The organism is Sphingobacterium suaedae, assembly GCF_042684625.1.
GTDB classification, from domain to species: domain Bacteria; phylum Bacteroidota; class Bacteroidia; order Sphingobacteriales; family Sphingobacteriaceae; genus Sphingobacterium; species Sphingobacterium suaedae.
The window spans coordinates 1,136,236-1,162,953 of the sequence record NZ_JBHULR010000003.1 but is presented as its reverse complement, the minus strand read 5'-3'; the positions used below and the strand labels follow the sequence as shown (position 1 = coordinate 1,162,953).

At 42.5% G+C, this 26,718-nt stretch carries 27 protein-coding genes; 11 read left to right on the top strand and 16 right to left on the bottom strand.

Annotation, left to right across the window (positions count from 1 at the left end):
* Positions 1 to 2 precede the first annotated feature (2 nt).
* The gene (locus tag ACFSR5_RS08475; RefSeq protein ID WP_380902660.1) at positions 3 to 350 is read left to right on the top strand and encodes a hypothetical protein; all 348 of its coding nucleotides are present in this window, start codon (positions 3 to 5) and stop codon (positions 348 to 350) included.
* Between the two features lie 190 nt (positions 351 to 540).
* On the opposite strand, the gene ACFSR5_RS08470 is transcribed toward ACFSR5_RS08475, so the two are convergent.
* From ACFSR5_RS08470 to ACFSR5_RS08460, 3 genes are all read right to left on the bottom strand, one after another.
* Entirely contained in the window at positions 541 to 1,041 is a 501-nt protein-coding gene (locus tag ACFSR5_RS08470; RefSeq protein ID WP_380902658.1) for a hypothetical protein, read from the bottom strand.
* A 64-nt stretch (positions 1,042 to 1,105) separates the two neighbouring features.
* Positions 1,106 to 1,309 (bottom strand): DUF6965 family protein, encoded by a 204-nt coding sequence (locus ACFSR5_RS08465; protein WP_380902656.1) that lies wholly within the window; start codon positions 1,307 to 1,309, stop codon positions 1,106 to 1,108.
* Positions 1,310 to 1,561: 252 nt separating this feature from the next.
* Positions 1,562 to 2,038: a hypothetical protein gene (locus ACFSR5_RS08460; protein ID WP_380902654.1), complete on the bottom strand. Its 477-nt coding sequence runs from the start codon at positions 2,036 to 2,038 to the stop codon at positions 1,562 to 1,564.
* 58 nt (positions 2,039 to 2,096) lie between these two features.
* Here ACFSR5_RS08460 and ACFSR5_RS08455 point away from each other — a divergent pair, with 58 nt between their 5' ends.
* A complete protein-coding gene (locus tag ACFSR5_RS08455; protein ID WP_380902652.1) occupies positions 2,097 to 2,270 on the top strand; it encodes a hypothetical protein in 174 nt (57 codons plus the stop codon).
* A 5-nt stretch (positions 2,271 to 2,275) separates the two neighbouring features.
* On the opposite strand, the gene ACFSR5_RS08450 is transcribed toward ACFSR5_RS08455, so the two are convergent.
* Entirely contained in the window at positions 2,276 to 2,890 is a 615-nt protein-coding gene (locus tag ACFSR5_RS08450) for an SOS response-associated peptidase (protein WP_380902650.1), read from the bottom strand.
* 96 nt (positions 2,891 to 2,986) lie between these two features.
* Here ACFSR5_RS08450 and ACFSR5_RS08445 point away from each other — a divergent pair, with 96 nt between their 5' ends.
* From ACFSR5_RS08445 to ACFSR5_RS08435, 3 genes are all read left to right on the top strand, one after another.
* Positions 2,987 to 3,250 (top strand): hypothetical protein, encoded by a 264-nt coding sequence (locus ACFSR5_RS08445; RefSeq protein WP_380902648.1) that lies wholly within the window; start codon positions 2,987 to 2,989, stop codon positions 3,248 to 3,250.
* A gap of 1 nt (position 3,251) precedes the next feature.
* Entirely contained in the window at positions 3,252 to 3,740 is a 489-nt protein-coding gene (locus tag ACFSR5_RS08440; protein ID WP_380902646.1) for a hypothetical protein, read from the top strand.
* 176 nt (positions 3,741 to 3,916) lie between these two features.
* A complete protein-coding gene (locus ACFSR5_RS08435) occupies positions 3,917 to 4,141 on the top strand; it encodes a hypothetical protein (RefSeq protein WP_380902644.1) in 225 nt (74 codons plus the stop codon).
* Positions 4,142 to 4,280: 139 nt separating this feature from the next.
* On the opposite strand, the gene ACFSR5_RS08430 is transcribed toward ACFSR5_RS08435, so the two are convergent.
* The 9 genes from ACFSR5_RS08430 to ACFSR5_RS08390 form a co-directional block, all read right to left on the bottom strand.
* Positions 4,281 to 4,781 (bottom strand): hypothetical protein, encoded by a 501-nt coding sequence (locus tag ACFSR5_RS08430; RefSeq protein ID WP_380902642.1) that lies wholly within the window; start codon positions 4,779 to 4,781, stop codon positions 4,281 to 4,283.
* A 2-nt stretch (positions 4,782 to 4,783) separates the two neighbouring features.
* Positions 4,784 to 6,178 (bottom strand): AAA family ATPase, encoded by a 1,395-nt coding sequence (locus ACFSR5_RS08425; RefSeq protein WP_380902640.1) that lies wholly within the window; start codon positions 6,176 to 6,178, stop codon positions 4,784 to 4,786.
* Between the two features lie 408 nt (positions 6,179 to 6,586).
* Positions 6,587 to 6,802, bottom strand: a complete 216-nt coding sequence (locus tag ACFSR5_RS08420) for a helix-turn-helix domain-containing protein (protein WP_380902638.1) — start codon at positions 6,800 to 6,802, stop codon at positions 6,587 to 6,589.
* Between the two features lie 168 nt (positions 6,803 to 6,970).
* Positions 6,971 to 9,616: a DNA methyltransferase gene (locus ACFSR5_RS08415; protein WP_380902636.1), complete on the bottom strand. Its 2,646-nt coding sequence runs from the start codon at positions 9,614 to 9,616 to the stop codon at positions 6,971 to 6,973.
* A gap of 5 nt (positions 9,617 to 9,621) precedes the next feature.
* Positions 9,622 to 10,185: a hypothetical protein gene (locus ACFSR5_RS08410; RefSeq protein ID WP_380902634.1), complete on the bottom strand. Its 564-nt coding sequence runs from the start codon at positions 10,183 to 10,185 to the stop codon at positions 9,622 to 9,624.
* Positions 10,182 to 10,505, bottom strand: a complete 324-nt coding sequence (locus tag ACFSR5_RS08405) for a hypothetical protein (RefSeq protein WP_380902632.1) — start codon at positions 10,503 to 10,505, stop codon at positions 10,182 to 10,184. The genes ACFSR5_RS08410 and ACFSR5_RS08405 overlap by 4 nt, the downstream gene beginning before the upstream one ends.
* Positions 10,498 to 11,064, bottom strand: a complete 567-nt coding sequence (locus ACFSR5_RS08400) for a hypothetical protein (RefSeq protein ID WP_380902630.1) — start codon at positions 11,062 to 11,064, stop codon at positions 10,498 to 10,500. Before ACFSR5_RS08400 ends, ACFSR5_RS08405 begins: the two co-directional genes overlap by 8 nt.
* Entirely contained in the window at positions 11,057 to 11,476 is a 420-nt protein-coding gene (locus ACFSR5_RS08395) for a hypothetical protein (RefSeq protein WP_380902628.1), read from the bottom strand. Before ACFSR5_RS08395 ends, ACFSR5_RS08400 begins: the two co-directional genes overlap by 8 nt.
* A 126-nt stretch (positions 11,477 to 11,602) precedes the next feature.
* Positions 11,603 to 11,896 carry a hypothetical protein gene (locus tag ACFSR5_RS08390; RefSeq protein WP_380902626.1) on the bottom strand — a complete coding sequence of 98 codons (294 nt, stop codon included), beginning with the start codon at positions 11,894 to 11,896 and terminating at the stop codon, positions 11,603 to 11,605.
* 496 nt (positions 11,897 to 12,392) lie between these two features.
* On the opposite strand from ACFSR5_RS08390, the gene ACFSR5_RS08385 reads away from it, so the two are divergent.
* The 5 genes from ACFSR5_RS08385 to ACFSR5_RS08365 all read left to right on the top strand — a co-directional run bounded on the left by ACFSR5_RS08385 (position 12,393) and on the right by ACFSR5_RS08365 (position 16,400).
* Positions 12,393 to 13,244: a TraB/GumN family protein gene (locus tag ACFSR5_RS08385; protein WP_380902624.1), complete on the top strand. Its 852-nt coding sequence runs from the start codon at positions 12,393 to 12,395 to the stop codon at positions 13,242 to 13,244.
* Positions 13,245 to 13,359: 115 nt separating this feature from the next.
* On the top strand, positions 13,360 to 13,479 hold the full coding sequence (locus tag ACFSR5_RS08380; protein WP_380902622.1) for a LysR family transcriptional regulator: 120 nt from the start codon (positions 13,360 to 13,362) through the stop codon (positions 13,477 to 13,479).
* A gap of 362 nt (positions 13,480 to 13,841) precedes the next feature.
* Positions 13,842 to 13,925 (top strand): hypothetical protein, encoded by an 84-nt coding sequence (locus ACFSR5_RS08375; RefSeq protein ID WP_380903187.1) that lies wholly within the window; start codon positions 13,842 to 13,844, stop codon positions 13,923 to 13,925.
* A gap of 106 nt (positions 13,926 to 14,031) precedes the next feature.
* On the top strand, positions 14,032 to 15,819 hold the full coding sequence (locus ACFSR5_RS08370) for a DUF4091 domain-containing protein (RefSeq protein WP_380902620.1): 1,788 nt from the start codon (positions 14,032 to 14,034) through the stop codon (positions 15,817 to 15,819).
* A 122-nt stretch (positions 15,820 to 15,941) separates the two neighbouring features.
* Positions 15,942 to 16,400 (top strand): hypothetical protein, encoded by a 459-nt coding sequence (locus ACFSR5_RS08365; RefSeq protein ID WP_380902618.1) that lies wholly within the window; start codon positions 15,942 to 15,944, stop codon positions 16,398 to 16,400.
* Positions 16,401 to 16,446: 46 nt separating this feature from the next.
* Here the strand turns inward: ACFSR5_RS08365 and ACFSR5_RS08360 are convergent, their stop codons facing one another.
* The 3 genes from ACFSR5_RS08360 to ACFSR5_RS08350 form a co-directional block, all read right to left on the bottom strand.
* Positions 16,447 to 19,782, bottom strand: a complete 3,336-nt coding sequence (locus ACFSR5_RS08360) for a DEAD/DEAH box helicase (protein ID WP_380902616.1) — start codon at positions 19,780 to 19,782, stop codon at positions 16,447 to 16,449.
* A gap of 287 nt (positions 19,783 to 20,069) precedes the next feature.
* Complete coding sequence (locus ACFSR5_RS08355; protein WP_380902614.1) at positions 20,070 to 21,839, bottom strand: RagB/SusD family nutrient uptake outer membrane protein; 1,770 nt, start codon at positions 21,837 to 21,839, stop codon at positions 20,070 to 20,072.
* 10 nt (positions 21,840 to 21,849) lie between these two features.
* Positions 21,850 to 25,101 (bottom strand): SusC/RagA family TonB-linked outer membrane protein, encoded by a 3,252-nt coding sequence (locus ACFSR5_RS08350; RefSeq protein WP_380902612.1) that lies wholly within the window; start codon positions 25,099 to 25,101, stop codon positions 21,850 to 21,852.
* Positions 25,102 to 25,578: 477 nt separating this feature from the next.
* Here ACFSR5_RS08350 and ACFSR5_RS08345 point away from each other — a divergent pair, with 477 nt between their 5' ends.
* Positions 25,579 to 26,658, top strand: a complete 1,080-nt coding sequence (locus ACFSR5_RS08345) for an NAD(P)H-dependent flavin oxidoreductase (protein WP_380902610.1) — start codon at positions 25,579 to 25,581, stop codon at positions 26,656 to 26,658.
* Positions 26,659 to 26,718: the final 60 nt, after the last annotated feature.

The following is a 26,718-nucleotide window of genomic DNA, read 5'->3' as shown; positions in this document are numbered from 1 at the left end:
TTATGAGTAATAATAACGAAACTAATACAAAACCGAAAAAAGACACACACGAAGAATTAAATAGCGATGAATATGTCAAGCTAGGACTGACATCTGTGACTCTTGAGTTTTTAGGAACTCCTAGCAAAACATTTCCATATGATACGGATTTCGTTTACGATAAAAATATATTTTTTAGAACATCGCCAGACTCTCTGAAATATAAAGCTTTATATATAATGCGGCCTAAGAAATTTACGATGACACAACAAGGAGGCGTCCAGAATTGGGACTTTTTGATTGCTGGATATGCCTTGAATTCTCAAGGATTAGCGGTTTTTCGAATGGGTAGTGTGACAATTGTGCCATAGACGTCTATGAGTTAAATCCAGTAATCTTGTTAACGACATAATCTTTAAAAACTTCTATATTTTAAAAAAATAAGCTACATTAGGAGATAAGTTTCTTAACAATCCCACACAAAAAGAGTAGGTAATACTAAACCTACTCTTCTCACTTATTTAAATATGCATTCGAAATTGCGTTTTTTTATTTCAATGGTCAGCCCATAAATAACCCGTCATTGACAAGGCCAGGGTATCCATTTGCATGGAAAGTAAAGCACTCTCGTAGATTTTTTGTCAAATTAGGATTATTACTATTGTTATCCTTCCAATTATAATAAGCTTCGACTATTTCGTTTATAAATATTTTTGCGCTGAGTTGGAGCGTATTATAAATAGTATTCCGGTGCATCATGAACTCATTTTCTTCTACTGGCAACTTGAAAATTATCTTATCATAATTGTCCAGATGATGGTGTAGCTTGCCTTGGTGCACAGATGCACATCTCAGCTTATAAAAATCACTCGCGGTTACCATTCCGTCGTAATTAGGAATTAGATATCGCTCGGCCCACAACTTATATTTAGCGCCGGTGGCTTTGCCATCTTCACTTTCTAATGCCGCGCAGATGTCTGGAATTGCTAGGGCAAGTGTTAAGCCAGCTACATAAAGTTGATGATTAACTAGTACCTCTAGTTCTTGAATAAGTTTATCCATTGGTGTATCAATTGATCTATTATTTAGAATACTTCTTTCTATCCGGTTATCAACTTTAAATTATTCATCTAACCGCCTCCCAAAACTTCACCAGCCTTAAATAAGCAGGGCACCGGTCAAGTGGTTTCTTGTCGTTCCACTGGCCAACCATTATGAATTGCGTTTTCAGGAACTGCTTATGATCCGTAACTATTTGATCGGGGCCAATCTCCACACGCTCCGGAAATTCTTTGTCCAGTAAGGCTGCTTTTAGTTCTTCTATAGTCATGTGCGAAGGTAGGGAAAAGGTGGCTTCAGGTAAAATGTAAAAAATAAAAACTATCGAGGGGCGGCTCCGTTCTAAAATAGAAGTTCTGCTTCATTCTTAAAAATACGTGTTAGCTTCAAGCGGGTCAATGTTGGCCTGCTTTTTTTATTTAAAACTATTTATTATATTAGAGAAATAAAGGTACAACGTTTTTCACCTTTATTGTTTAGACTTTTGAGAAGGGCGGGAAATTGGCCAATTTTCCTGCTCTTCTTATTTAAAAGGCGAAAACCCTTCCGGGATCCTAACCTTACCAGCTTTAATGTGCTCGACTATCATATCCATGTGCCTATCTTTCAGCCATGACGGATTGTGATAGTGGTACTGAAATTCTTTCGTGATTTTGTCGTACAAGATAATGGCTTTGAAAAATCGGTTGATATTTATATGGAAGGATCCGCCACCGGCCGGGAATGATACCTCGACTACCTGTCTTTTCCCACGCCACCAGAACACCCAAATCACGTTTGGATCGAAACGTAGGATTAAGGCGTCAATAACAGCCACTTCCAGGTCATCAGCAAGGGTGCCGTAGGCGCATTTCCACTCATTTCGTTCCTTCCGAAATATGTAGATAGACATGCCGTTTTTGGATGAAAGACGAATATCCGTAAAGCCGAAACCTTTATCCAAGATTTCCATTTTCGCGTGCAAGACCTTCCCTTTATAGTGAATTTCCAGTGGTTTCATGTCGATAAAAATACTAACAATTTTAGCATTTTATCAAATATTAAGTTTATTTTTGACTATGATACTTACTAGTGAACCACCGGAAGGTTATATAGAATACATACGACAATCGGCCCTCTCAGTATCGCAAGCAGTTGGGGTCGAGGCTGGAAAAAGAATACTGCATGAGGCGTTAGAATCATGGACGAGCGAACTGGACGACGCTTTAAAGTGGTTGTCTACTGCGATTTAGGATTGTCAGATAGCGTCCTGAATGCTTGGGATATTGGTGTCTACACCGCGCGCGCTTGTAACGCGGAAAGTTCGGTGTGCGTTCAAATCTCCGGCGTAGGGAACCATTAAAGACTCAATTTCCTCACGGCCGTCAGCGAGTAGCCAGTTGTGGCGTTTCTCAGCCGGAATGATCAGGGGCATGCGTTTGCCTACGTTGTGGATATCGGCCATCATATCGTTAGCCTCAGTAGTGATGATCGAGAAGGTGTTATAGTCCTGCCATCTGTTGTAGATGATACCGAGTGTGAACACGGGCGAGGTGGGATCCTTAATAAAATAAGATTCGTTGTTTTTCTTCCCGTCAGTCGCGTGAGGCTCAAAGAACCCCTTCACGTACAGTAACCCACGGTATTTGCCAATAACATTTTTGTAAGAGGACTTTTCAAACACCTCCTCGCTCTTAGCGTTAAGGGTATTGGCGTACTTATTAGCTTCCTCTTCTGACTTCACCCAAAACGGTATCAATTTCCATCTTGCAGGAACTATTGAGTCTATATCGTTGTTAAGAGTAACAGGGAGGTGGGGGCGGTCAAAGCCGGAAACATGGTAAATCGTCTGAAAGTCATAGTGTACTGTCATCTCTTTGATTACAGCGTTCAATAATTCTTTAGAAGGGGTAGAAGCGTGGTAACACATAATTAACTATATTAGTATTACAATAATAAACAAAATACTGTGGAATTTGTTGAACTTACACACAGCGTATTGCGTCGCCTTAAAAAGAGCGGCTACACTGTATTACGGTCGGTAACATCAGTGAGCAGCGATGATCCTACATGGGTTCCGGAGCGGATGGATGTCGACAAATTGATGGAGCTGGATAGTGAGGAGATGCGACGGATGTCGGTGCCCATGGAAGAAAAACATTTCTTGGTCATTGACGACGCGCTCAATAATATAGAGGAAGATAATTTAATTGGACAGGTTTTAATAGTATAACATGACACTAGAAGAAAGACTGCAGCTATATAACAAGTATTACGGTTTCGAGGAAAACCCCGATCATTTTGGTTTCAACTTTGACCCAAAGCGGATTACTATACGCAACGAAGCTTTGCGGACGAGAAATAAGGAATTATACGAGACGTACCTACGTGAACGGTATCCTGAGGATGCGGATGTCGAGCTGGAAAAATTCGACGAGGTACATGCCAATATCCGCAAAGTGTCGGGCGAAGAAGCGCAAATATTTTTCAAACGTCACATGATTAACAACGTACAATCGGATATCAATCCTCGTGATCCTGATGCTATCTTTACCCCGTCAATCGTAGCTGGCGAAGAGGAAATGGACGCAGGACAAGAAGATGAGGGACATATACTGTTCAATTGGATGCCTGAGTGGCTGGCTGATAGGGATGAGGTTTGGGTAGATCCAACCGATATTAAAATGAGCATGTGGCAGAAGCCTGAGCATAGGAAAGGCTAGTTTGTAATACTTTTTTATAAATTTCGTTAGATTTTTTGATTGCGGCATCAGTAGGCGATGGTTTATCGAGAATAGGGGAAGGATAATTTTTCGCGTCCAAACTCAAATTTCAAAAAGTGTATTGATTTAATACTCATCTTTGTGGTATGCGAAAGCACAATATAAACCAACGCCTTATGCAGGCGATACTGGAATTACAGAAACAATTTCCCGAAGTAGTCGGGATGACAAACGAAGAGCTATACCAATTTTTTATTGGAGAGATTACCACAAGTTGTTATACTAACGGCTTTGTAAGGTATCAGCAGACCATAGCCTTTGTCAGAGGGACTTTTGAAAATGTAAAAATTTCTGCGCTAGATGAACTTGGTTTAGCCAGAGCTCACGAGGTCCAACAGTAAAGAAAAGGCTAGCGAATAATGCTAGCCTTCTTCCAACCAATGTGTGAAACCTATGGCTACCAAGCGCTCCTTAAATACGCATAAATGATCTAAATCGAAAAAAAACTACTTAACTTAGTTTTTTACAAAAAGGAAAATGTTATTGAAAATATTCAGATTTTAAAGTTTCTATATCCATAGCAGTATAATCTGTCGGAACTCTAGGATTCATCCGTTGCATTCTGTTGATTGCCTGTTGAACTAGATTGGGTTGGAAGATGAATATGTTTTTTTCATGTACCGATGTATTATCATCTTCAACTAAATACTTTGAACCAGCCACTTTGCCGACTAAATCGTCCTTCTTTAAATTTGATAAATTTTTGTAATTGAACCGAAGTTCAACCAAAAGACTTTTAGAATCTGTACCATTCTCAACCACAAATGTAATATCGCAAGTCTTATTGGGACTCCTTTTTTCCTTCTTTGCTACTTTAGATTCGACACAATCAAGATCAATAACTTCTACCTCTGTAAAGCTATTTCCTGGTACTACTAAATTATCATCTTCGTCAAAGATAACCTGATTAATATCCTTAACACATTCTGGGTAGGACTGCGCGAGGGGATGATTTAATGTGGATGATTTGCTATATTTCATTCTTATGCGCCATATTTGTTAATTCGATCAATGGCTATGTTAAATGATTCAAATATAGGATCTATGTTATTAGATAAATACTCGTAATTATATGTAAATTTTTGCTTTTCTTTAACAGCTAAGTAGAAGTTAGTGTTATCGAGTACACCTTCCTTTTCAGAGATATATCTAATTGCACTTACCATATCTGGATTATGACTTGCTAGAAAAAATCGGACACCAAATTTTTTGTTTAGCAAAACAATTATTCTGGCATATTCAATGATCCACTGAGGATGTAAATGCGATTCGGGCTCGTCTATAATAAGAAGTGTTTTTTCGTTTAAATGCCCATTTTTTAATAAAAGCTGAAGAATAGAAAACGACTTAATACCTGTTGCTACATCTAGTAAATTAAATATTAAGCCATCGGATCGTTTAAATTTAAATTCATCACCTGCAAACAAACTATCGTCATATTCTACATCACCGTTTATGATTTGACTGCTGATTATTTCTGATATTTCGTTGGGTTGCGCTTGACTATCGTCCAATAAGAGATCATTTAAATCTTTCCAATATTCGTTTGGGCTATCTGTAATAGAAAGCATCATTGGAGTATCGAGATAAATAACTTTATCAACGGTGAATGGTATCGAAAGATTTTGTTTATCAATATCAACGATAGATGCATCATACTCTAGTACATCGAACCGCTTTGGGAGCTTGGATTCCGAAAATACATTCGAAAGCTCATCTATAAAGATTTTAGTAGGTCTAGATATAATTTTGCCATTTGCCTCTTTAAATTTGTTTTGGACAAACTTGCGAACTTGATTAAAAGCATCCTTGTAATCAGCAAATGAATATGGTTCAGGATCATCTAGCAGTTCTTTTAATATTCTATTAAGTCTAATTATTCTTGGACTGCTTACTTTCGAATCATCTTGGAACAACCGATGCTGTTCTTTGTTATTATAGTTGCCGAATAAATATTCTACCTTATCTATCAACTCCATCCACTTACGCACTTCTTCTTCAAAATTTGGACTAGAGTATAGTGATCGGCGAACGTCAGATAGCTCTCTTCTGAAATCCTCACTTAGTCTCTTGTCTTTTTGAATAAGAACGACTTCGTGTTGAAATATTTCTAAAAACCTTAAGACTTCTCGCAAGTTTGAAAATAATTTGTCTTTGACAAGTCTATCGAAGTTCGAAACAGTCTTAAAAGAAAAATATAAAAGTTTAGATATTGTGCTTTTTCCACACCCATTCTCTCCGGCGACTAAAGTAATTCCATCAATAATTATATCAGCACTATTGACTGCTCTAAATTTTTCAGTTCTTACTCTTAAGTTTGAAACCATCTTTACATTAAAAATTTTATCGATTAAATACCATTGATTCGCCGTGGCCATTACAGGTACTAATTTCCGCTACAAATCTAATCTAATTTTCCAACATTGTATTATAACTCGGAAAATAGAAGTTTGTTCTATATTGTTCTTTTATATACGTCAAATACCATTTTTGACTTAAATTTAAACAAATTTTTTGGGTATTACAATAGTAGTAATGCAATTGCCATCCTATTTTATAATGCTGATTTTTCACCTAGTTTATCGACTTGGCACAGTCTTAGTGCCTTTTTAATCAATGGGAAAACCTCGTAAGACCTTCCGTAAAAAACTCCATCACCATGATTTTGAATGGTACCTTGTATTTGCACTGCTCGCGTATATTGCATATGAGCTAGCGACACTCGATTATCAAATTCTATTAGATGCGTAGACATATATGTTTTATCTTCTACTTTGAAGATATTTTTAAATATCATCGATATCGATGATATCCCACCGTCCACTCTGCAAAGTGATGGCAAATCCCTCACGACCTCGGTAGCCTAAGTATTCCATATACCACCTAGAAACTGTTGCAACGGAGCAACCAAAGTGTTGCGAAACTGTTGCAAGCGTGTTGCCTGCTTGCAACAGCTCAATGGCCGCGGCTTTGGTCTCTAAGGGGTAGGTGTGGGTGCGCATGGCAGTTATTTTATTATCCGTATCTTAATGGCTATGGAAAAGTCAAGAAATAGTGTTCGATTTATTACTTGGGTTATGATAGCCTTTTTTGTTATTGTGGTCATTGTTTTGCTCTACTATAGATTCTCTGATTGGAATATGTTTGAGAATGATGGGGTGAGAGAGTAGTTAAGCACTCAACATGTCGAACAGCGTCGGTACCGACAGCTTATATTCCAAAGCCTTCAGGTAGAATAGCCCATCGTCGTAGTAGTTCGGGTTCAGCTCTGCAGATATCGCGCGACGGTTAAGCTTTAGCGACTGGTGCGCGGTAGAGAATAGGCCGCCAAACGGGTCATCAACTAAATCCCCCTCGTTCGTGAATCTGTAGATCAATCGATCGATGATATCAAGCTGTAGCGGACAGATATGCTTTTCCCTTTTACGGTTCGCCTGATTAGCATTCAAAGTATTCATACGGTTGATGTCGGTCCACACAAGATCATTGCTGGATGTTGGTGGGATAGTCATAAATAGCTTAGATAATCGATCAACTTTTGATAGATCCTCGCACACGCGCAAGTGCTCTTGGAAGTTGTACACGGTAGATTTGTCGAACTCTTTCCATTTATTGAACACATACTTCATATCAGCCTTTGAAAGCTCCTCAAACGATAGGAAACGGTCACCGCTGGATTTCCAGTAGGCATGCGCATCTAGCTGCCATAAGCTGAGAAGATACTCGTCTATCTTTTTGATGACGGGATCATCCGCATAGGCATTATTACTTTCGCTCGGGGCTTTGCGGAAAAGCAAAACGTATTCCGGCAAGCCTACGCCCATTTTGGTAGCGTCCTTGCGCTGCTCTCCCCAGGTTAGTCGGTAGGTCTGGTTGTTCTCGCGAACTACGTCCGTCGTGATGGTGATCTTGCCTACGAGGTGAAAGCCGTGTTTTTCAAAGTGGGCGACGGTGCGGCCGCTGAAATCCTCGATCTTGGTAAAGCACTGGCCAGTCTGATGTGAATAGCGGATCCGGTCTTTTACGTGGATGGCAGCTATGCGGCCGGGCTTCAGTGTGCGAAGTAATTCCGGCGTTAGGTAGTCCATCTGCGAAAAGAATCCGTCATTGCCATAGTTGTGGCCGAAGTCGTTGTAATTGTCGCTGTATTCGTAGTGATCGCCGAAGGGGATCGATGTTAGGATCATGTCCGTATGATTGTCGGGCATTTCCTGATGTATGATCGTGGTATCTTCATTGTAGACGGTCGCGCCGGCCACGGTTGCAGATCTTCGATTTTGGAAAATTTGACGTTTCATGTCTGATTTGATTTTGTTAGTGTTCAATCCATATTCGCGCACGAGGTTTATCATCTCGGTTTGCAGCTCTATATGGTTCTGCCATTTCTCTTTGAGGGTTTTTAGCACCTCGTGTTCGTTCTGTGTGAACAGCAGGTAAACGTTGACCTCGAACTTTTGCCCGAAGCGGTAGCAGCGGTGGATTGCCTGAATGAAGTCATTGAACTTATAATCGATCCCTACGAAGATCATGTTGTGGCAATGATGCTGCAGGTTACATCCGGATCCGGCTATCTTCGGCTTGGTGGATAGAATTTGATATTTACCTTCCGAGAAGTCGATAAGTAGATCCTCCTTTTCAGCGTTGGTTTGTGATCCGTAAACCGATTGCAGGTCGTTATGGTGAGCTTCCGATTTAAATTTCTTTTCAATGGCGATGCGTTCGCTTTCCAAGTGGTGCCATAGGATCCAGTTTTTATCTATGCCGTTTTCCTGAACGATATCGAAAGCTTTATCTACTCGAAGCGCTATGCTTTCCGACTTTTCGCGGCTTACATCTACAAGGCTCTTTGTCGTATCTTTGAACATGACGATATCGCCTTTCTTATTGGTGATGACATCATCGGTCAGGTTCTGCACTTCAATCTCAACGATGTTGAGTTTCGGAAGGTCATATCCATGATCATCGAAACCTAAATCGCTCGGCTTATTGATGAATACTGCCCACGTAGCAACCCATTTCCAAAACTCTTCTTTCTTGTTTTCGTAAAGGGTGAGATGTCCGGCCTTAGTACTGTCACGCTGGAAAAAACGTGTAAGCGCATGGCCACGATCGATAACGCCCAGATAATCCGCGTAATTAAGAATCTCGATAAAGTCGTTTGGCGTTGGCGTGGCCGTAGCAACAAACCGGTAGGGGATCTGCTTAAAGTACTGCAAAACGTAGTTTGTCGTTTCCGTTTTCAGGTTCCGCAGGATTGAAGCCTCGTCAAATGATACACCGCCAAACTTCAAAGGATCGATGTCTCCTTTGCGCACACGTTCGTAATTCGTAACATAAATTTTCAGTTCAAAATTAAAATCGCGCGGATTCTGCTTGGACAGCAAACGCTGGTACGCTAAGACATCAAGAAGGTGGTCGTCGGTTTTTAGATAGTCCGAATCATCCTGATATTTAGCGACAATACGATCTTCTAGTAGCTGTACGGGTAGGTCATCCGTATCTCGGATATACTCAATCTCATAACCTGTATTTAAAAACTCGTTATCCCGCTTGAATTCACCAACCACGGCCAGCGGCATGCAGATAAGGAAAGGCTTGCCGGTGATTGCTATTACTTGTTTCGCAATTTCGAGCTGCATCATCGACTTACCAAGACCGAAGCTTGCGAAGATAGCCCGGCGACCGCCCTCGATACACCATGGAACAATAGTCTTTTGGTGGGGTAGCAATTTATCGGACAAAAGTTCAGTATCGATCGTGGTACCGAAGTTCTCGGCGATCACGATCTTGCTTTCTAAAAATTCTTTGTATTCCATGGCGTCTATTCTTGGTGGTCAACTTCTTCTCTCTCCGGCGCTATATCCCAAACGCCACTGGCTACCTCTAAAGCAGGCGCTTCTACCTGATCTAGGGATTGGATAGTTTCTGAATTTCGCTTGAACGATCTTCGCAAGCACGAGTACAGGAAATTACGCTCTGTACGAAAGTCAGTTTCATGGCCTTGGTGCCTAGCATCCCGATCTCGCACTGACGGAGGTACCACGAGATATTGATTGAATGGATTGTATACTTGCTCGATTTTGCCTTTGTCGTTAACTTCAATCAATCCCCAACCTTCTGGTAGCTCATTTATCGAAATCATTCCAAGTGGCACGCAGAAAAAGCGATATCTTCCTAATGGCCGCTTGTGGTTTTTCTTTGCATTCCTCTTGAAATCGGAACGGCATACCTTGCATTCGATTAGTACTGAATGAATCCATCCGCCGAAGCCTATTACATCGGGTATCTCAGTAGTAGCAAGGCTCTTTAGTTCTTTGTAAGCAATCCCGCATGAGGCTTTTAAAACCCAACGATAGGCGATGTTTACTAATTGGCTATGTGTCATGGCTCGATCCGGTTTAATCTCAAAATCCATTTAATAACTTCGTCTACTGCTTCGTCAAGAGTTTCGTAGCCGCCTACGCTATGCAGGTCGATAAGGTCGCGATCGACATAGATGTTGTACTCTTTGTTCATTATTTGAACATTGAAGTCGTACATGTGAGCGTATTGGGCTAAGCGATCCATAGGATGCATCTGCTTGGATTCGATTATTTCCTCCAAGTCGCTTATACGATCAGCAAATTCACTGTCCGGCTCGTTGTCGGGATGCGCTTGCAAACATAGTAAGACGCTTTTCAGCTTTTGAATTTCGAGGCTATTCACTGGGAACCTCCAAATCTAGCGTTACACGCTTTTTGCCCTCAAACCATGTATTGCTTGGTTCATTGGATAAAAATTCATTAAACTCTATAAGACGACGTGTCAACTCTGCGCTAGGCTCCCAATCTTCATGTACCTCATCCATCCAATGATCCCAATCGATTTGGCTAAGATTTGATGTCCGGCACACTACAAGCATAAGATCATTTGGTTGGCATTCGTTATCCTCGCAATAAGATATGATATCATCCTCGTTGAAGAAGTACTGATCGTCACCGAATATTACAAGGGGCGTTTCGCCATCCCATTCGACAAGCTCTAAAGCTTTGTAACGATCAACCCGTCTTTTGTGTAGACACGCGTCGCAGTATAAATCATGCGTGTATTTCTTTTCGAACTCAATGCCGCATTCTTTACAATCGTCATGCGTGCAATAATTTTGAATACTGGCGTGTAGTACCGGTGTCAAGTTGATCGGCTTGTTATCAACCATAATACAGTCAACCTCGATCTTTGCCTTTAATATGGCCAAGTCTTTTCTGTGTATTTTTTTCTTATCCATTGCTAGATCCTCCTTTTATCGATTTAATTTCCTCATTGGCCAAGCGCAAGGCTTCCTTAGTAGCTCTTAGCTTGCCTACATATGAAGCTCTGGAACGGCGAAGCGCATCAATCTCTTCCGATTTGCTTTTTGATTGCCGCTTATAGAAATCCAAATCCCTTTCAAGTCTTACACGATCGGCAGACATCTTTTCAGTGGCATCGGCTATTCTTAGGATAGCACCTAGTTGAATTCGATCGATATTTAGTGTTCCTGATCGACCATCTTGATCGTCATAGCCCCAACTTTTGCGAGATTCATCTCTGTAGTCCTTAATTGCCATTAACAGACCCTCCTTTACAACTTTGGATTGATTCCATGGATTTAAAGAAGTCAATAGTGAGGTCTGCCATTGATCGGTAGACTTGACCATTGAATGAAACAACGCCATGCACGTGTAAGATATTGACTAGTCCATTGTAATGGATAATACGATGTTGCTTCTTAGATTTTTTGATTATCCGATCCTTGATCTTGGATTTCAATGGTAATATTGAATTTAACATTTTCCACCTCCATTGATAATTTCCGATGCCTGGTTTAGTAATCCGATCATTTGAAACTCATCGCAGTTCGACAGTAGTTTTCGAATTATCAAACCTATGGGTTCAGGTTTCGATGTCCGTACATCGATGTAGATTGCTGGCATGTTTTCGAGCCTGCCTTCATTCATTAAATTTTGAAGAACAACGTGGGTCATAAATTTGTTGTAACTGCTCATTGAACTAGGATTCCAGTCCTCCGGATAAGTTGAGCTTTTTACAGGGATTCCTTTGTGATTGGTCTTTCCCATAATTCTAGTGTTTAAATAAATAAGCCTGATCGGGTTTAGAGGAGTGCAGCCTCCGCCCCCAATCAGGCTTTAAATATCTTTCGGTTATCATTTCAATTTCTGCACTCTTGAATGATATAGTGCAAATATTAAAACTTATAATAACTTATACAAACGGATATGTTGTGATTTTTGTTAACTATTTGGTTGTCAGGTAGAAAATTTACAAATAATTTTTTTGTTCGATAATTTAACGTATTAAGTGATTGATTTTAAGATTGATATTATACTTTGTTGGTTGATTCGATATATTAATCATGGCGCAAAGATACGGTTTTCAACTGGGATTTTGAAGGCTAATTTAGAGGCGGTTAAAGAGGAGTTAATGCGCATTTCCTAAAATTGCTTATCTTCAAAAACCGCTGTTTTTTTTAAAGTTCGCGCGAACAATCGAGAAAATTTTGCGTTTTTTGTAACAAGCAACGTGTGATATAAAATAATATAAAAAACGATACCGATGAAACAAAGCTTAACCACATGCATTCTTGTTCTTTTGTTCTTTTTCGTAGGTGTGGCGCAGGAAAATGCGCTACTTTGGAAGATCTCTGGAAATGGACTTACCCGGGATTCTTACCTTTTTGGGACGTTACATATGGCCTGTAGTGCCGATTTTTCCATTCCAACGAAAGTTGAAGATGCTCTCAAAAAAACCGACTGCATTGCATACGAAGTAGATGTGACGAAACCCGAGAATAGACAAATTGTGCAGGAAAAACTTAAGCCAAACGCTAATTTTTTTAATGGATTGGCGCCCTACAAAAAAGAAGCAATTGATAGCGCGCTTGTTGCCCATGGCATTCCGGCAACGATCTTTGATCAAATCTCTCCGGCTATGGTGGTCTCGTTAATCTCTATGAAAAGTTTCGACTGTCCAAGCATGCAGGACATTAAAATGATGGAGTTGGAAATAAGCAAAATGGATGCAGCAAAGGGGAAAACCGTTTCTGAACTGGAAGACATAACTTTTCAATTGGATTTATTAGATAGCTTGTTTTCTGCAGAAGATTTGTACGCCTACTTTACCAGCGGGTTAGACATGAAAGAAATAACGCGTAAAATGGTTAACGCATACTTCTCAGAAAATCTAATGGACCTACAAGATCTGCTGTTGAATACGGCTTACCTTTCTGAAGAGAAACAACGTCAGTTGTTGACAATTCGTAACCAAAACTGGATCGCCAAAATGCCGAATATGATGAAAGAGAAACCGCACTTCTTTGCGGTCGGTGCGGGACACTTAATAGGTAAAAGTGGTCTGATTCAGTTGCTCAAGAATGCAGGATACACGTTAACCCCCGTGATGAATTAGGTTTTTTAATATTTTTGTGATGGTTTAGCTTCCACCGAATTTATAACTAGATTAAACGCACCTTTATGGAGAAGAGCGTATGTTAGAGGTTCATTTTCGGATTAAAGTATAGTATGTGGCGGCTAAGGAACTCAGCTTTAAGAAAGCTTCACGCGAACTTTTTATCAGTCAGCCCGCCGTCTCGAAATATATTCAGGAGTTGGAAGCAACTATTGGGCAGTGCCGTTTTCTCTGACAAGAAACGGAAGTGTTGTTAAGAACCGCTCCCTAAAAAAATGATCTAGTTGAACTAATAGAAAAAGGAGTGCAAGTGGCACAATGTCTCAACTCGCTGGACGAACGTAAACTGAGAAAGGATGGTCTGGGAGCAGAACGTGCGACGTTTTACTACTTACCTTACTAAAATTCATCATCGCGAAAGCGCCATGCGCATTTTATACGGCGTAGCTGCCCCGCTGTGGCTGTCAGAAGTAGTTTATCAACAATCGCTCGGATATCCCGTCGAAGGCGTATATATTCCTGATGATATGATCAGCGGGCAACATATCAAATCGGTCAGTTACGCGACGCACCACACGAAAAGCTGCACGGGACTTTATGGATTTTATGATTTCAGACGTAGCAAAGGATATTTATCGGCAATATGGTTTTGAGTTGCGGGCACGTTGTCTAATAAGGTAGACGATTACACAATCGATTGAGTTTCAGAAGAGGTTGTTAAGTCTCAAAATTTTGACTAGTTTGGGACATCTTTATCATTCTCAATGGATATAAACCTGTTACGTATATGAAATATAGAAACAAGAAATTAGCCTGGGTTTTATTTGGGAGTATGTTACTTGGAGTGGGATCCGTACAGGCTCAGCAGGCATCGTTGGAATTGGCCAACTTTCAAGAAATGGCTGATCCAACAGCAGATACGCTCTCGGACTGGTCTAACATAACGAAAGGATTACATGCCTCGTTCGTCACCATTGATAAGCGGTATTCCAAATCTATCGCGCCTGAAATACCACTTTCGTTCAGTCAATCTGTATCCGGTTGGAAAGGGGAACGGATCTCCGCGCAACTCCTGTTGTGGACAATTTCGCCTCTTTCGCAGATAGAGGTGGAGGTATCAGATTTTAAAAATAGTCAAGGTCAATCGCTGCCTGCGCATATTGCATCCACCCATTTTGTGCGATATGTGATGACCGATGAATTTGCAGGCGGTTGTGGACATCGTAAACCGGAGGACTTCGCATCGTCCTTGTCTCCAGATATGTTGGACAATCTCACTCACTTTGATTTAGAAGCGAAAAAGGTGCGTCCGGTTTGGGTTAGTATTCGGATCCCTGATCATGCCCGAGCCGGCACATATACGGCAACACTACGCGTGAAGGGAAAAGAGGTCGATACGCAGGAACTCTCGTTGTCCGTAGAAGTTATTGATCAGGTTCTGCCTAAGCCCGCTCAATGGGGATATCATTTGGATCAATGGCAGCATCCCTCTGCAGTGGCGCGCGTACAAGGTCTTTCGATGTGGTCTGACGCACATTTCGAAGCGATGAAGCCCGTGATGCAGATGTTGGCGGACGCTGGACAAAAAGTGATTACGGCGACAATGAACAAGGATCCATGGAATGTCCAAACTTACGATCCTTATGCCGATATGATCACTTGGACAAAACAAGTAGACGGTTCATGGAAATATGACTATGCAATTTTTGATCGTTGGGTGCAGTTTATGATGGATCTAGGAATCAAAAAGATGATCAATTGCTATTCGATTGTGCCTTGGAACAACGAGGTCCATTATCAAGATGCCAAGTCTGGGCAAGTTGTCAACGTCGTTGCAAAACCAGGCACAGCAATTTTTAAAGAACTATGGACGCCATTTTTGAAAGATTTTGTCAACCATTTGCGCAGTAAAGGGTGGTTAGAAATCACAAACATAGCTACCGATGAGCGCTCCCGTGAAGAAATGGACGCTGCATTTGCCCTGTTGAAGGAGGTGTGTCCAGAACTTGGCGTTTCGTATGCTGATAATCAAAAAACCTACCAACGTTATCCGGACAGCGATGACATCAGTATTGCAATAGGACACCCATTCTCTGCAGCCGACCTGGTCGATCGACAGTCTCGGCAGCTCAATACTTCGTTTTATATCTGCTGTAGCGATGGCTTTCCGAATCAGTTTACTTTTTCAGATCCTGCGGAGTCGGCTTATCTAGCATGGTATGCCGAGGCGGCTAACTTCGATGGAATGCTGCGGTGGGCATTCAACTCCTGGGTAGCGAATCCGTTGCTGGACTCCCGATTCCGTACATGGCCCGCAGGGGATACCTATATCGTTTATCCGAATGCCCGAAGCTCAATCCGGTACGAACGGATGCTTGAAGGTATACAGGATTATGAAAAAATTCAGATCGTCAAAAAGATCTTAAAAAAGAAGGGCGATCAACGCAATCTGGATAGATTGGAGAAGGCTATTCAGAAGCTTAATGTGGTCGAACGTACGCCAACCTGGAATACCGATCTTAATCAAGCGAAAACATTGTTGCGCGAATTATCTATTCAACTTAGTGGCTCGTAAACAGCGTATCGGAATAAGAAGGCGCGGGTCATCAGATCCGCGTTTTTTTTTGATAGCGTGATTTTTTTCTTGGTATGGCGTTTGTGCGATGAATTACCTAGCTTTAGAAAAAGATCAAAAATATGAGAAGAATATTTTTTTATGTTGGTGCCATAGCGTTATTGTACGCTTGTGGCCAGTCTCCAAGGCAGCAAGACGATTCAACGTCAACAACGGCAGAAGCCGATCGTACAGTTGATGGCGATTTAGCGGGATCATATACCTATGAGAAAAATGGCGATACCGTGGCCCTGCATCTAACAATTCACGATGATAAGGCTATGGGCCACTTGACTTATGCACTTAAGGAAAAAGATCTAAATACAGGTAGTTTTGAAGGCCGAGTGACGGATGGCATTTTGCGAGCAGACTATACATACCTATCGGAAGGGCAATCGTCTATTCGTCAAGTAGCTTTTAAGGTAGACGGTAAGACCGCGGTGGAGGGATATGCAGATATGGAGGAAAAGAACGGAAAATTTGTTTTCAAAGATTCTACCAAACTGGACTTCGGGGAAGGACTTGTGTTGACCAAAAAATAAATACAGGATATATGCACCAGTCAGGATGGATGGCCCTGTGTATATATTAACGTAATAGGGCTAGCCAATCCTGTTTTTCGAATTTACTCCATACATCCTCGTCCGCCTTGATGATATCGGTTGCTAACTGTCGTTTTTTATCCTGCAGCTGTCGAATTTTATCTTCGATGGTGTGCGGGGTGATCATCCGGATGGCAAATACCTGTTTCTCTTGGCCGATCCGATAAATACGGTCGATAGCTTGATTTTCAATAGCGGGGTTCCACCAGGGATCCATTAAGAAAACATAATCAGCAGCAGTGAGGTTTAAACCGGTACCGCCGGCTTTTAAACTGATTAAAAAAATCCGAACGGTTTGGTCTTTTTGAAATTGCTCAACAGCGGCTGCCCGGCGTGTGGTAGCTCCAGTTAGATAGGCGTATTGGAGCCCAAATTCCTCCAACCGAGTTCTTAGCAAATCCAACATACCCACGAATTGGGAGAAAACAACAATTTTATGAGCGGAGGAGATGACGTCAAGTTGCTCGAGCAAGGTGTCGATTTTAGCAGATAAGGAAGGCGCATATCCTTCCTTTAGTAATGCAGGGGCATTGCATATTTGTCGAAGTTTCGTAATCCCGGCCAAGACATGCACGCGGTTTCTACTCAAATCATCGTCGTCAATACCCGTAATAAAATCACGTAGTTCCTGTTCGTATTGCGTGTAAACAGCGCGTTGCCGCTCCTCCATTTCGCAATAGATGACAATCTCATTTTTAGGCGGGAGATCTGTCGCTACCTGCGCTTTGGTCCTTCGTAAAATAAAGGGAGTTATCTTTTTTTGTAAGGATAATGCACGCCTCGCATCCGAAAAACGATCGATCGGTGTGGCATATGTATCTTTAAAAAACTGGTAACCACCAAGTAGGCCAGGGCATACGATAGCCAGTTGCCCATAGAGATCAAAGGTGTTATTTTCAATGGGGGTTCCAGACAACGCAAAACGTACCCGAGCTTGTAGCAAACGAACGGCTTTGTGGCGTTCCGAATTTGGATTTTTTACGGCTTGCGATTCGTCGAGAATAATGCTGTTAAATGTACGTTTTTTTAAACGGTTAATGTCCGACAATACCATGCCATAGGTTGTCAGCACAACGTCGTAGGATGTCCATTCATACGATGACAAGCGACGTTCAGCGCCATGAAAAATCATTACACGTAAGGTCGGCGCGAATTTTTCTAATTCTTTTTGCCAGTTGAAAATAAGAGACCTAGGTGCGACAATCAGGTTGTTCGTTCTTCCGCGTTTTTCGCGCTGCGCAAGTAAAAACGCAATGATTTGTACCGTTTTTCCCAGGCCCATGTCGTCCGCGAGACACCCACCGAATCCCAGTTCGTCCATCCGCATTAACCATTGAAAACCTTCCTGTTGATAAGGACGTAATTGAGCGAGCAATGAAACAGGTACTTCAGCAGAAGCTTCATCCGCCTGTTGTTTATTTAGTCGTTGATGGTAATGATCGATTTCTCCTTTTACCTCTTCGGATAACATGCTGGGTTCAAATACCTCGGGTAATTGGGCAAATGCTACTTTTGGAATTTTTAAAAGATCTGCTTCCAAAACAGACAATTGAAAGAAACGCGCGATCTTTTGCAGCCATTCGTCAGGTAAAATACCAAAAGATCCATCGTCGAGTGTAACATATTTCTGCTGGTTGCGTACGGCTCGGTGAATTTGTTTTACGGATGCTTGTTGATCACCAAACTGTACAACCAATTTAGCATTAAACCAATCGATTCCACTCAAGATTTTAATATCGACTTTCGCTTTATGAGGATTAATTTTTGTGATGCGGAGTTCCTGAAACCCGAGCACCGTTATGCCTTCATTACGCCAAGTTTCGAAAGCATGAAGAAACCAGTCCTCGTCTAGAAAATCATGATGGTGTAAATAGAAGAATCGACGCTCTTGTAATTGTTCCCGAAACTGTGGATGCTGATGAGCGATCAATGCTATGAAACGGTCTTCTGCATCGAGGTCACGGGGGATTCGGAATACGTTGCCGTTTGCGTCTTTCGTTAATACTTCTTTTTTAGAATATACGGGGACTTCTACCTCGCCATAACCAATGACTGGTGTAAGTTCAATATAGCTACCCTCTTGGGTTAAATACAAAAGACGTTCCTGTTGGCTTTGCAGAGCAGACTGCCGTGCAGGCCTTGCCGCTCGGATGTAGGTATGGTGTATGTGTACACGTTCGGCTAATGGATCGAGCGTAGTTCGTTTGAAATCCTCATACTTTTGATGATGAACGAGGAGACGATCAGATTCCTTTTTAAAATATTCCAATAAATGGAGAAGGAGAAGATCGTTCACCAGATAACATGCAGTACCAGTATCTATAAAATAACGATGCTGAAACCGAAGTGTCTTTAAAGGGAAACGCTCACCAAGCCAATCAACTGTCGCTTCTATCTCATAAAAGGGCATTTTCTTAAATACAGATAAGACTAGGTTTCCTGAGAATAGACTCAATTTGATTGGCCGGATGGATTTACTCGTTATTTTTTCCGAAAGCTTCCGATCATGGTTGTAAAGTCGGAACTGCGATGGATTGTTGACGATAGCCTGTAATGCCAACAAGTCTGCTTCCATCAAATCCTCATCATAACTTTTTTGAAAATGGAGCATTGCCGTGTAGAATTTTACTTCATCGGCGTTCTTTGCTTTCCAGATCAAGGTAGAGGGATCTATAAATTCGATGATCCGTTTCAACTTGCCATTTTTTGACCATTCAACGTCCGCTAGTTCGATCCTCAATTGTTTATAAAAGCGATGCCGTGTCAAAATGACAATTCGAGTCGTCGACGCGTTGTTGTCCGTTCTTCGTATCGTTGGATTTTCCAACAGTAACGTTTGTAACTTGTTTTCTTCGAACGGGAGGATACGGTCATCCTTCAATCGTACTTGAAGACCATCCTTACCATAGTGTAGAAAAAAAAAGTGATCCAGTTTCGCTTCTTTTTCTAGTCCAAACGGTGCCGCATGGTCGACAAATAAAGCTTGTCGCTGTTTTAAATCAAAAAATACACGATACGCGGGTACATGGATAAGTGCCGATAAGCTTGTCCATAGATGAGTACATAAGGCGCCAGCATGGTCATCGCATGAACAACCTAATTTTAGCTGCGCGTCCACCTGAGTGATCGACATCTCCAACCTAGGAACAGAGTCGCCAGTCGAAAAAACGACATGGTTTACCTCTAAAGATAATACGCGAAGGCGGTAGATGTCATTCCGGTCCGGGAAATCTGCCTGTCGATAATGGGCGAGCAGGTCGACTTCGGATAGACGGGCGAAGTCCACATCATCAATGACGTATGCATTCGAGGATAATCTCATTTTTTGTCGTGGCAGTTCATCAAGAAGCTACGTTCGATCGCTTGTTGATGGTCGTCGCTAAGGTAAGTAAATCCGATGGTCTTTAAAAGTGCCAAGGATGGTACAAAAAACGTTCAACCGTTTTTTCGGATTGGCGAATTCCCTGAAGCAACAATCTCGTAATGGGTAGCATTGTTGGAAAACGGCCAAATGTCAGTAGGATCGGGAGCCCGTCTATCAGGTACATATCAAAAAATACCCCGACAAGAACGGATTCCAGCCGGGGCAGTAATCGATTGTGCCTTTACCTATTCCAACGTTGGATTAAAATTGCCACCCCACGTGTTATTTTGTGCGACCTTCGGACTCTTATCTAGTACCGATTGCTTGATCGGGAAGAAATAGTAAGTCTCTGGAACACGGTTTATTTTTTCACCGGTATTCGGCACTTGTAAAATACTATAGCGGAATTGGCTTTCCACCAATTGGTATCTGTCTGCTAATAATTTCGCGGCATTTATGCTCATATCTGAGCCATCATTTTGGATAGCAATTGCTTCCACGCCGTGCTTTGTGCCTCCGTCCAAAACGTTCAATCGGCGCATTCTTCGAAGATCCCAAAAACGATGCCCTTCGAAGCAAAATTCTATATTTCGCTCTGCCAATATAGCTTCCCGAACAGCGGTCCTAGTCGTCGCCTTAATTCCATACATACCATCTTGTCCCGCCTCTATACCTGCGCGAAGGCGGATCTGTTTTAGGAGGTCCAAGGCTGTAGACAAGTCTCCGGTTTCATTGGCCGTCTCCGCATAGTTAAGCATCACTTCTGCGAAACGCATCAACACAAAATCCACATCGTATTGTGTTTGAACCTCGGTTTGTTTTAGAGATAATTTACTGTTTTTTACAATAAAAAAACCACTATATCGAGCCAGATTTGTCGAGTTGACACTTGCTTTCGGATTGATGCCGAAGTCGTCTAATGCGTCTGCCAGTCCGAGCGCGGTATATTGCCGTTTGCCCGCTTTGCCGGACACCTCGTAAACCTTACCGTTCCAGACGATGGATTTTTGAAAGCGTGGGTCGCGATCTTTCCAATAGTTTTGTAAAAATACGTCATCCGTTTTATGGTATTTACCATCGGGATCGCTGTATAGCTTACCATCTTTCATGGGGAATGCTTTTACGAATTCCCAGCTTGGAACGGCGCTGGCCGGGCCGCGGCTTTCTGAGCCGGGGCGAACACCATTGTCCCAGTTTGCTACTTTATTCGGATAGGCATTAATTACAGCAAACACGACTTCGGGACCTTTTTCTTGCAAGGCAATGTTTGCGTAGTCCGGCGTGAGGCTGTATCCCTCTGCCTTTAATTGTTCATAGGCAGCTTTGTTGGCAACATGCGCTTCAGACCAGTATACATTGTCAAAAGGATTCGTCGGATTGAATTGTGGAGAGGCTTTGTACAAAAGTACTTTTGCCTTAAATGCCACCGCAAAGTTTCCGTCAATACGCCCGTAATCCGAAGAGCCTTTGTCGATCGTCTTCGGTAGATAGCGAATCGCCTCATCGAGGTCTTTTATCATGAGCTCATAACACTCTTTCGTACTGTTTCGCGGTACCTGTAGGTCGTCGGTTGCCAAATCTTGTGCTTTAGTAACATAGGGCACGCCTCCATGATGTTTGACCATGTCAAAATAAGCATATGCCCGCATGAATAAAGCTTGGCCAATAATGTTATTTTTTTGATCTTCCGTCAGCCCCGTACTCGTGCTCACTTTTTCGATCGCCGTGTTTATTTTTCGGATCTGGGTATAGTTCCAGGATTTAAAATTATCATTTTGGATAGTAACGAGGTTGGTCGTGAAGCTTATGTTAACGAGTTGATCGCTGTACAGATCGGCTGCTGTATTCCAATTTCCGAATAGCGTATACAAGTTTGCAAGATAAGCGTTCACTAGGTTCGGGTCATTCCAGACCTTCTCTTCATCCAAGGACTGCAAGTCTTCAATTTCTAGAACATTTTTGCAGGACGACAGACCTAGAAGGGTTCCGAGTAAAATATAGATTATTTTTTTCATGGCATACAAGTTAAAATTTGACATCTAGTCCAAGGGTGAACGTTTTCATGACAGGGTAGGAATCGTAGTTTAATTGCTCTGGATCGTGAAATTCTGTCATGGGAGAAAATACAAAAAGATTGGTCCCGTTAACAAATAGATTCACGCTATTTAATTTGATACCATTCGTCCATGCCCTAGGCAGTGTATAGGAAAGATTGACATCACGTAAGCGCAGGTATGCACCATTCCGCATCCAAAATGTGGAGGCCATGCTCCCTGATTCTGCCCAATTACTGCCAACTGGACGCGGATATTTAGCATTGGGATTGTCCGGTGTCCATACATCGTCAGCCCAGATAGGGTAGTATGGGCGGAACGTACCTCCATGTTGACGCATACCGCCTCCTTCCTGGTTGCTGATCATCCGGTCATATTTGAGAACACCTTGAAAAAGCGCAGACAGCGAAAGTCCTTTCCAGCCAATATGTAACCCGAATCCATAATTGTATCGGGGCGAATTGTTCAACGATAGTAGGTCTTCATCGTTTTCGTCGATCTTGCCATCTGGACCATCGCTGTAATTTGCTCCACGAATATCCTCGAACAAGATCATCCCTAGATAAGGCGTACGTCCGTAGGTAGTAAAGCCAGCTGACAGTAGCTGATCCAATTGTTCCTGTGTACGCACCAAATCTACAGCAGTGAGGCCGGTGAGCCGATTATGAGGGCGGTCAATACGCGACCGGAAATGCATGTTTCCCCCAGGGCCATACGCTGGCTCTTCGTCATAAATATCCCACCGATCGACTGCATAACCAATATTGGCGGAGAGGCCATAAGCCATTTCACCGGCATGATCATTCCAGTTTAGCGTTAGCTCGCCGCCACGGTAGCTGCGGGCGGCATAGTTTTCTTTGGCCAATGTACGTCCATAGGTATCCGGTAATTTTACGGTTCGACTCGCTAATATATCGGTTTCTTCCCGTTTAAAAACATCCAAAGAACCACTCAGCTTGTTCTGGAAGAACCCAAGGTCTAATCCGGCATTGTAACTTCTGGAATTCGTCCAGGTAACATACGGGTTGGGTGTATCTCCATAGGCCAAGCCATTGTAATAACGGTCCCCGAAAATGAATCCCGTAGTTGTGTTATATTTCTCGGCATATGTGAATTGTTTGATCGTTTCTGCATTCTCGTCCAGATAGTTTCCTGTCGTTCCATAGGATGCTCGTATCTTCAAGTCGTTAACGGTATTCTTGACAGATGAAAAAAAGTCTTCTTCGGAAATACGCCATGCCGCGGATACCGACGGGAAAAATCCCCAACGTTTTTCTTCGGGAAATAATACCGCACCATCATAACGGAAGGAGAACTCCGCAATGTATTTATCTGCGAAGTTATAATTCGCCCGACCAATAAGACCTTGACGAGCATTGATATTTTCAAAACCGTTAGTTTCGCGAAAGTTGCGGTCGGTAGGGTAAACGAACATCTGGTCCAATGCTGTCATTGGATTCTCTGCGCGTGACGTAATGTCGGTCAGACCATACTTCCATTGTTCTAAAACCACAGTAGCATCCACGCTGTGTTTCCCGAACGACTTTACGTAATTTAGAAACCAGTTCATTTGATATTCCCATTTACGTTTGGTTGCGTAATCCATAAATGGCTGCGCCTGGCTAAATGTGAAAATATTGACTTTATTTTCATCGGGTGGCGCCGGGATAAAGCGGTTTCCAGAGGGATCAAGCGATTGAAAGGTGTAATTTTTTTGGAAACTCATATACCGCTTCCGCAAATAGTCTTCGGCGAGATAGCTGCCTACAAATTTGGTTGACAACCCCGGAACGAGTTTGTCTAGTTTTAAGTTGAGTGAAAGAATTGGATTAACCTGTCGGACCTTTCGATCGATGTAGCGATCTCCAATGACCTGATCGATCACATTCCATGCCTGCCAACTCCCCATAGGTGTTTGCACGGGATACGGCGTGACGGATGAGGAGGGGGTGCCGTCTTGCTGTAAATAAAACGGATACATTTTGGGCCAGTTGAATGTCACCCGGTAGAAGTCGGATACATCAAAATCATCGTCATTCGCCGACGTACTGAATGGCCAATAAAACCGGTTGGAATTTTGCTGGTTGGCGGATATATTTAGATCTATACGAAATGCATCCGACACTTGAGCCGAAACATTACTCCGTAGGTTAAATTTTTGGTGATCTAGTGATTTGTACGAGCCATTCTCTCCACGGTAGCTTATCAACGTGTAGTAGGTAATTTTATCCCCACCGCCGTTAACACTAATGGATTGCCGGTGGCTAAATGGATTGCGCCAGATCACGTCGTTGACATTGTAGCTCTTGTCAGCAAAATACGTAAATTCGTCTTCTCCGTTAGGAATAGGGAGATTTTGGAATTCCGCAACCCGATTTTGATAAACCAGTTCATCGGTGGCTGTTGTTAAATCCGCCAACAGGGTTTGGGTGGGTGCATTGAAGGTATAGTTACTTTGTACGTTGAAAACAGGAGCTTGGCTCACCCCTTTTTTAGTTGTCACAACGACCACTCCATTTCCGGCGCGTGTACCGTATACTGCGGCCGCAGCAGCATCTTTTAGGAAACTCATCTGATCCACCTCATTAGCCTCCAAGACGTCGAACGCCGCTTTGTCACGCACGACGCCATCGATCACATATAAAGGCTCCGCAAAACTCCCGCGAATACGTAATTTAGAGGATGCTCCAGCCATTCCTGAAGTATTGGTCACATTCACACCCGGCGCTCGTCCGGCCAACGTATTAGAAAGGTTGGAAGAGGGGATGTTTTTTAAATCATCAGCCTTCACGGTCGTTATTGCGCCCGTGATATTTCCTCGTTTTTGCGCACCATACCCGACGACGACGACCTCTTCTAGCGCGCCTTGATCAGGGCGTAAGTTAATGCGTATTTCGCGTTGGTCGGTAACGGTGACTTCGTAAGGAAGATAGCCGATATATTTGATGACAAGCACGTCACCCGTTTTGGCTTCAATGGAGAATTTCCCCGCTGTATCGGAGGATGTAGCTAAGGTCGAACCTTTCACTGAAATGGTAGCGCCGATAATGACCGAGCCTGTCTCATCAAGCACAACCCCGTTGATTCCGCGTTGTACAGAGATGATCATTTCGGTAGTCCGCGACGCCGCATGGCTGGAGTTGCCCGTGACGGAAGCGAGAAGACAAAACCCTATCGCAGTGAGTGGTCCCGCCACATGTATAAGTACGTTGTTTCTTTTCATTTGGATATGTAAAAAACGGTCATATCCCGTCTAGGGAAAAGGGAAGACAGTTTACGTTTGTTAGTAGCTATTTATTTAGTTTAGATTGTTGGGTGCATGTTTATTCCGTACTCGAAATCAACTAGATATTAACATGCATATTGGCAAACTGTAGCCTAAGGGGGAATCCGGATACCATACATACTACATAAAAGTTTAAGTTGCTTCAAAATTTACTTTAAAATACGCATACGATTGCGTATCGCAAAATCATCCACTTGCTGATTTTTCGTCCCGGTGTCATTTTTAATATGGTTGGCGATGCGTTTTCTTAAAGGTTAATATCAATCGATTGCGTAATTTTGCCAATTGCCGCGTTTTCCCCGTTGTAACACATGACAGTGGAGATCCTCCTACGTATTTTCAAAAAGGATAGGTATTTTGGCATAAGCTGTCTACCTTTGATTAGAATGTATTTGTTGAATTGAAAACAAGAGCATGGAAAATAAACCGCATGTATTGAAACAGTTGGGGATAACGCATCCTTTGGTACAAGCACCTATGTTGGGAGTCACCACACCGCACATGGTGGCAGCCGCTAATGCTGCGGGTGCGCTGGGATCATTAGCGCTGGGGGATTTGCCACCATCTACTTGTGAACATCTCATACAAACGACAAGGCAATTGACAGATAAGCCATTTGCGGTAAATCTATTTGTCCATCGTATTCCTGTATTGACGGACGATCTACGTCTACGATATGACCAGACAAAAGCATTGTTAGTACGTATTGCACATAAGCATGGATTAAACGTATCCTTCCCTGAGGCCAGTTCATTAGAGATGACGGATTACCATGAACAAGTTGAGGTGATTCTGGCTGCAGGCTGCAAGGTGCTGAGTTTCACCTTTGGATGCCTCGACAGCTTAAGTATCGACCGGTGCAAGGAAGCTGGGGCTTGGTTGATGGGAACGTGCACGAGCGTGGAAGAAGCCTTGTTTTTGGAAAACGCTGGTGTAGATATCATAGTCGTGCAGGGAGTGGAAGCGGGCGGTCATCGAGGGAGTTTTTTAGGCGATTTCTATCCGGAGATCGGTGGTCTATCTTTGCTGGGGCAGGTTAGGGAACAAAGCAAGTTGCCATTAATATATGCAGGCGGCATCTATAATGGATCCACGGCTAGGGCAGCGCAAGAACTCGGAGCGTGTGCTGTACAGGTGGGAAGCCTCCTGTTGCGAAGTAGAGAAAGTGCTCTTCAGCCTTTTGAAAAAGACAGATTGGAACACGTTCGGGAAAAGGACATCATATTAACCAACGCGTTTACCGGACGTTTAGCCCGCGGTATAAAAAACTCTTTTGTCGACTTGCTTTCCGGATCTGCGGATATGTTACCTTATCCGTATCTGAATAAATTAACGCAGCCTTTACGTAAGGCAGCTAAAGAATCGGCTAATGTCGAATTGGTGAGCATTTGGAGAGGGCAATCTCTGTCCTCGCTATCGGATCATTCGACTAAAGATATCTTGGAAAACTTATGGTCGGAAATCGACGAACAGCACATAGCGTTTCATTCTTAAAATAACGAACGAACTAAGACAATCACTCACTTTCGGATGATCGTCTTCTAACCCTATATA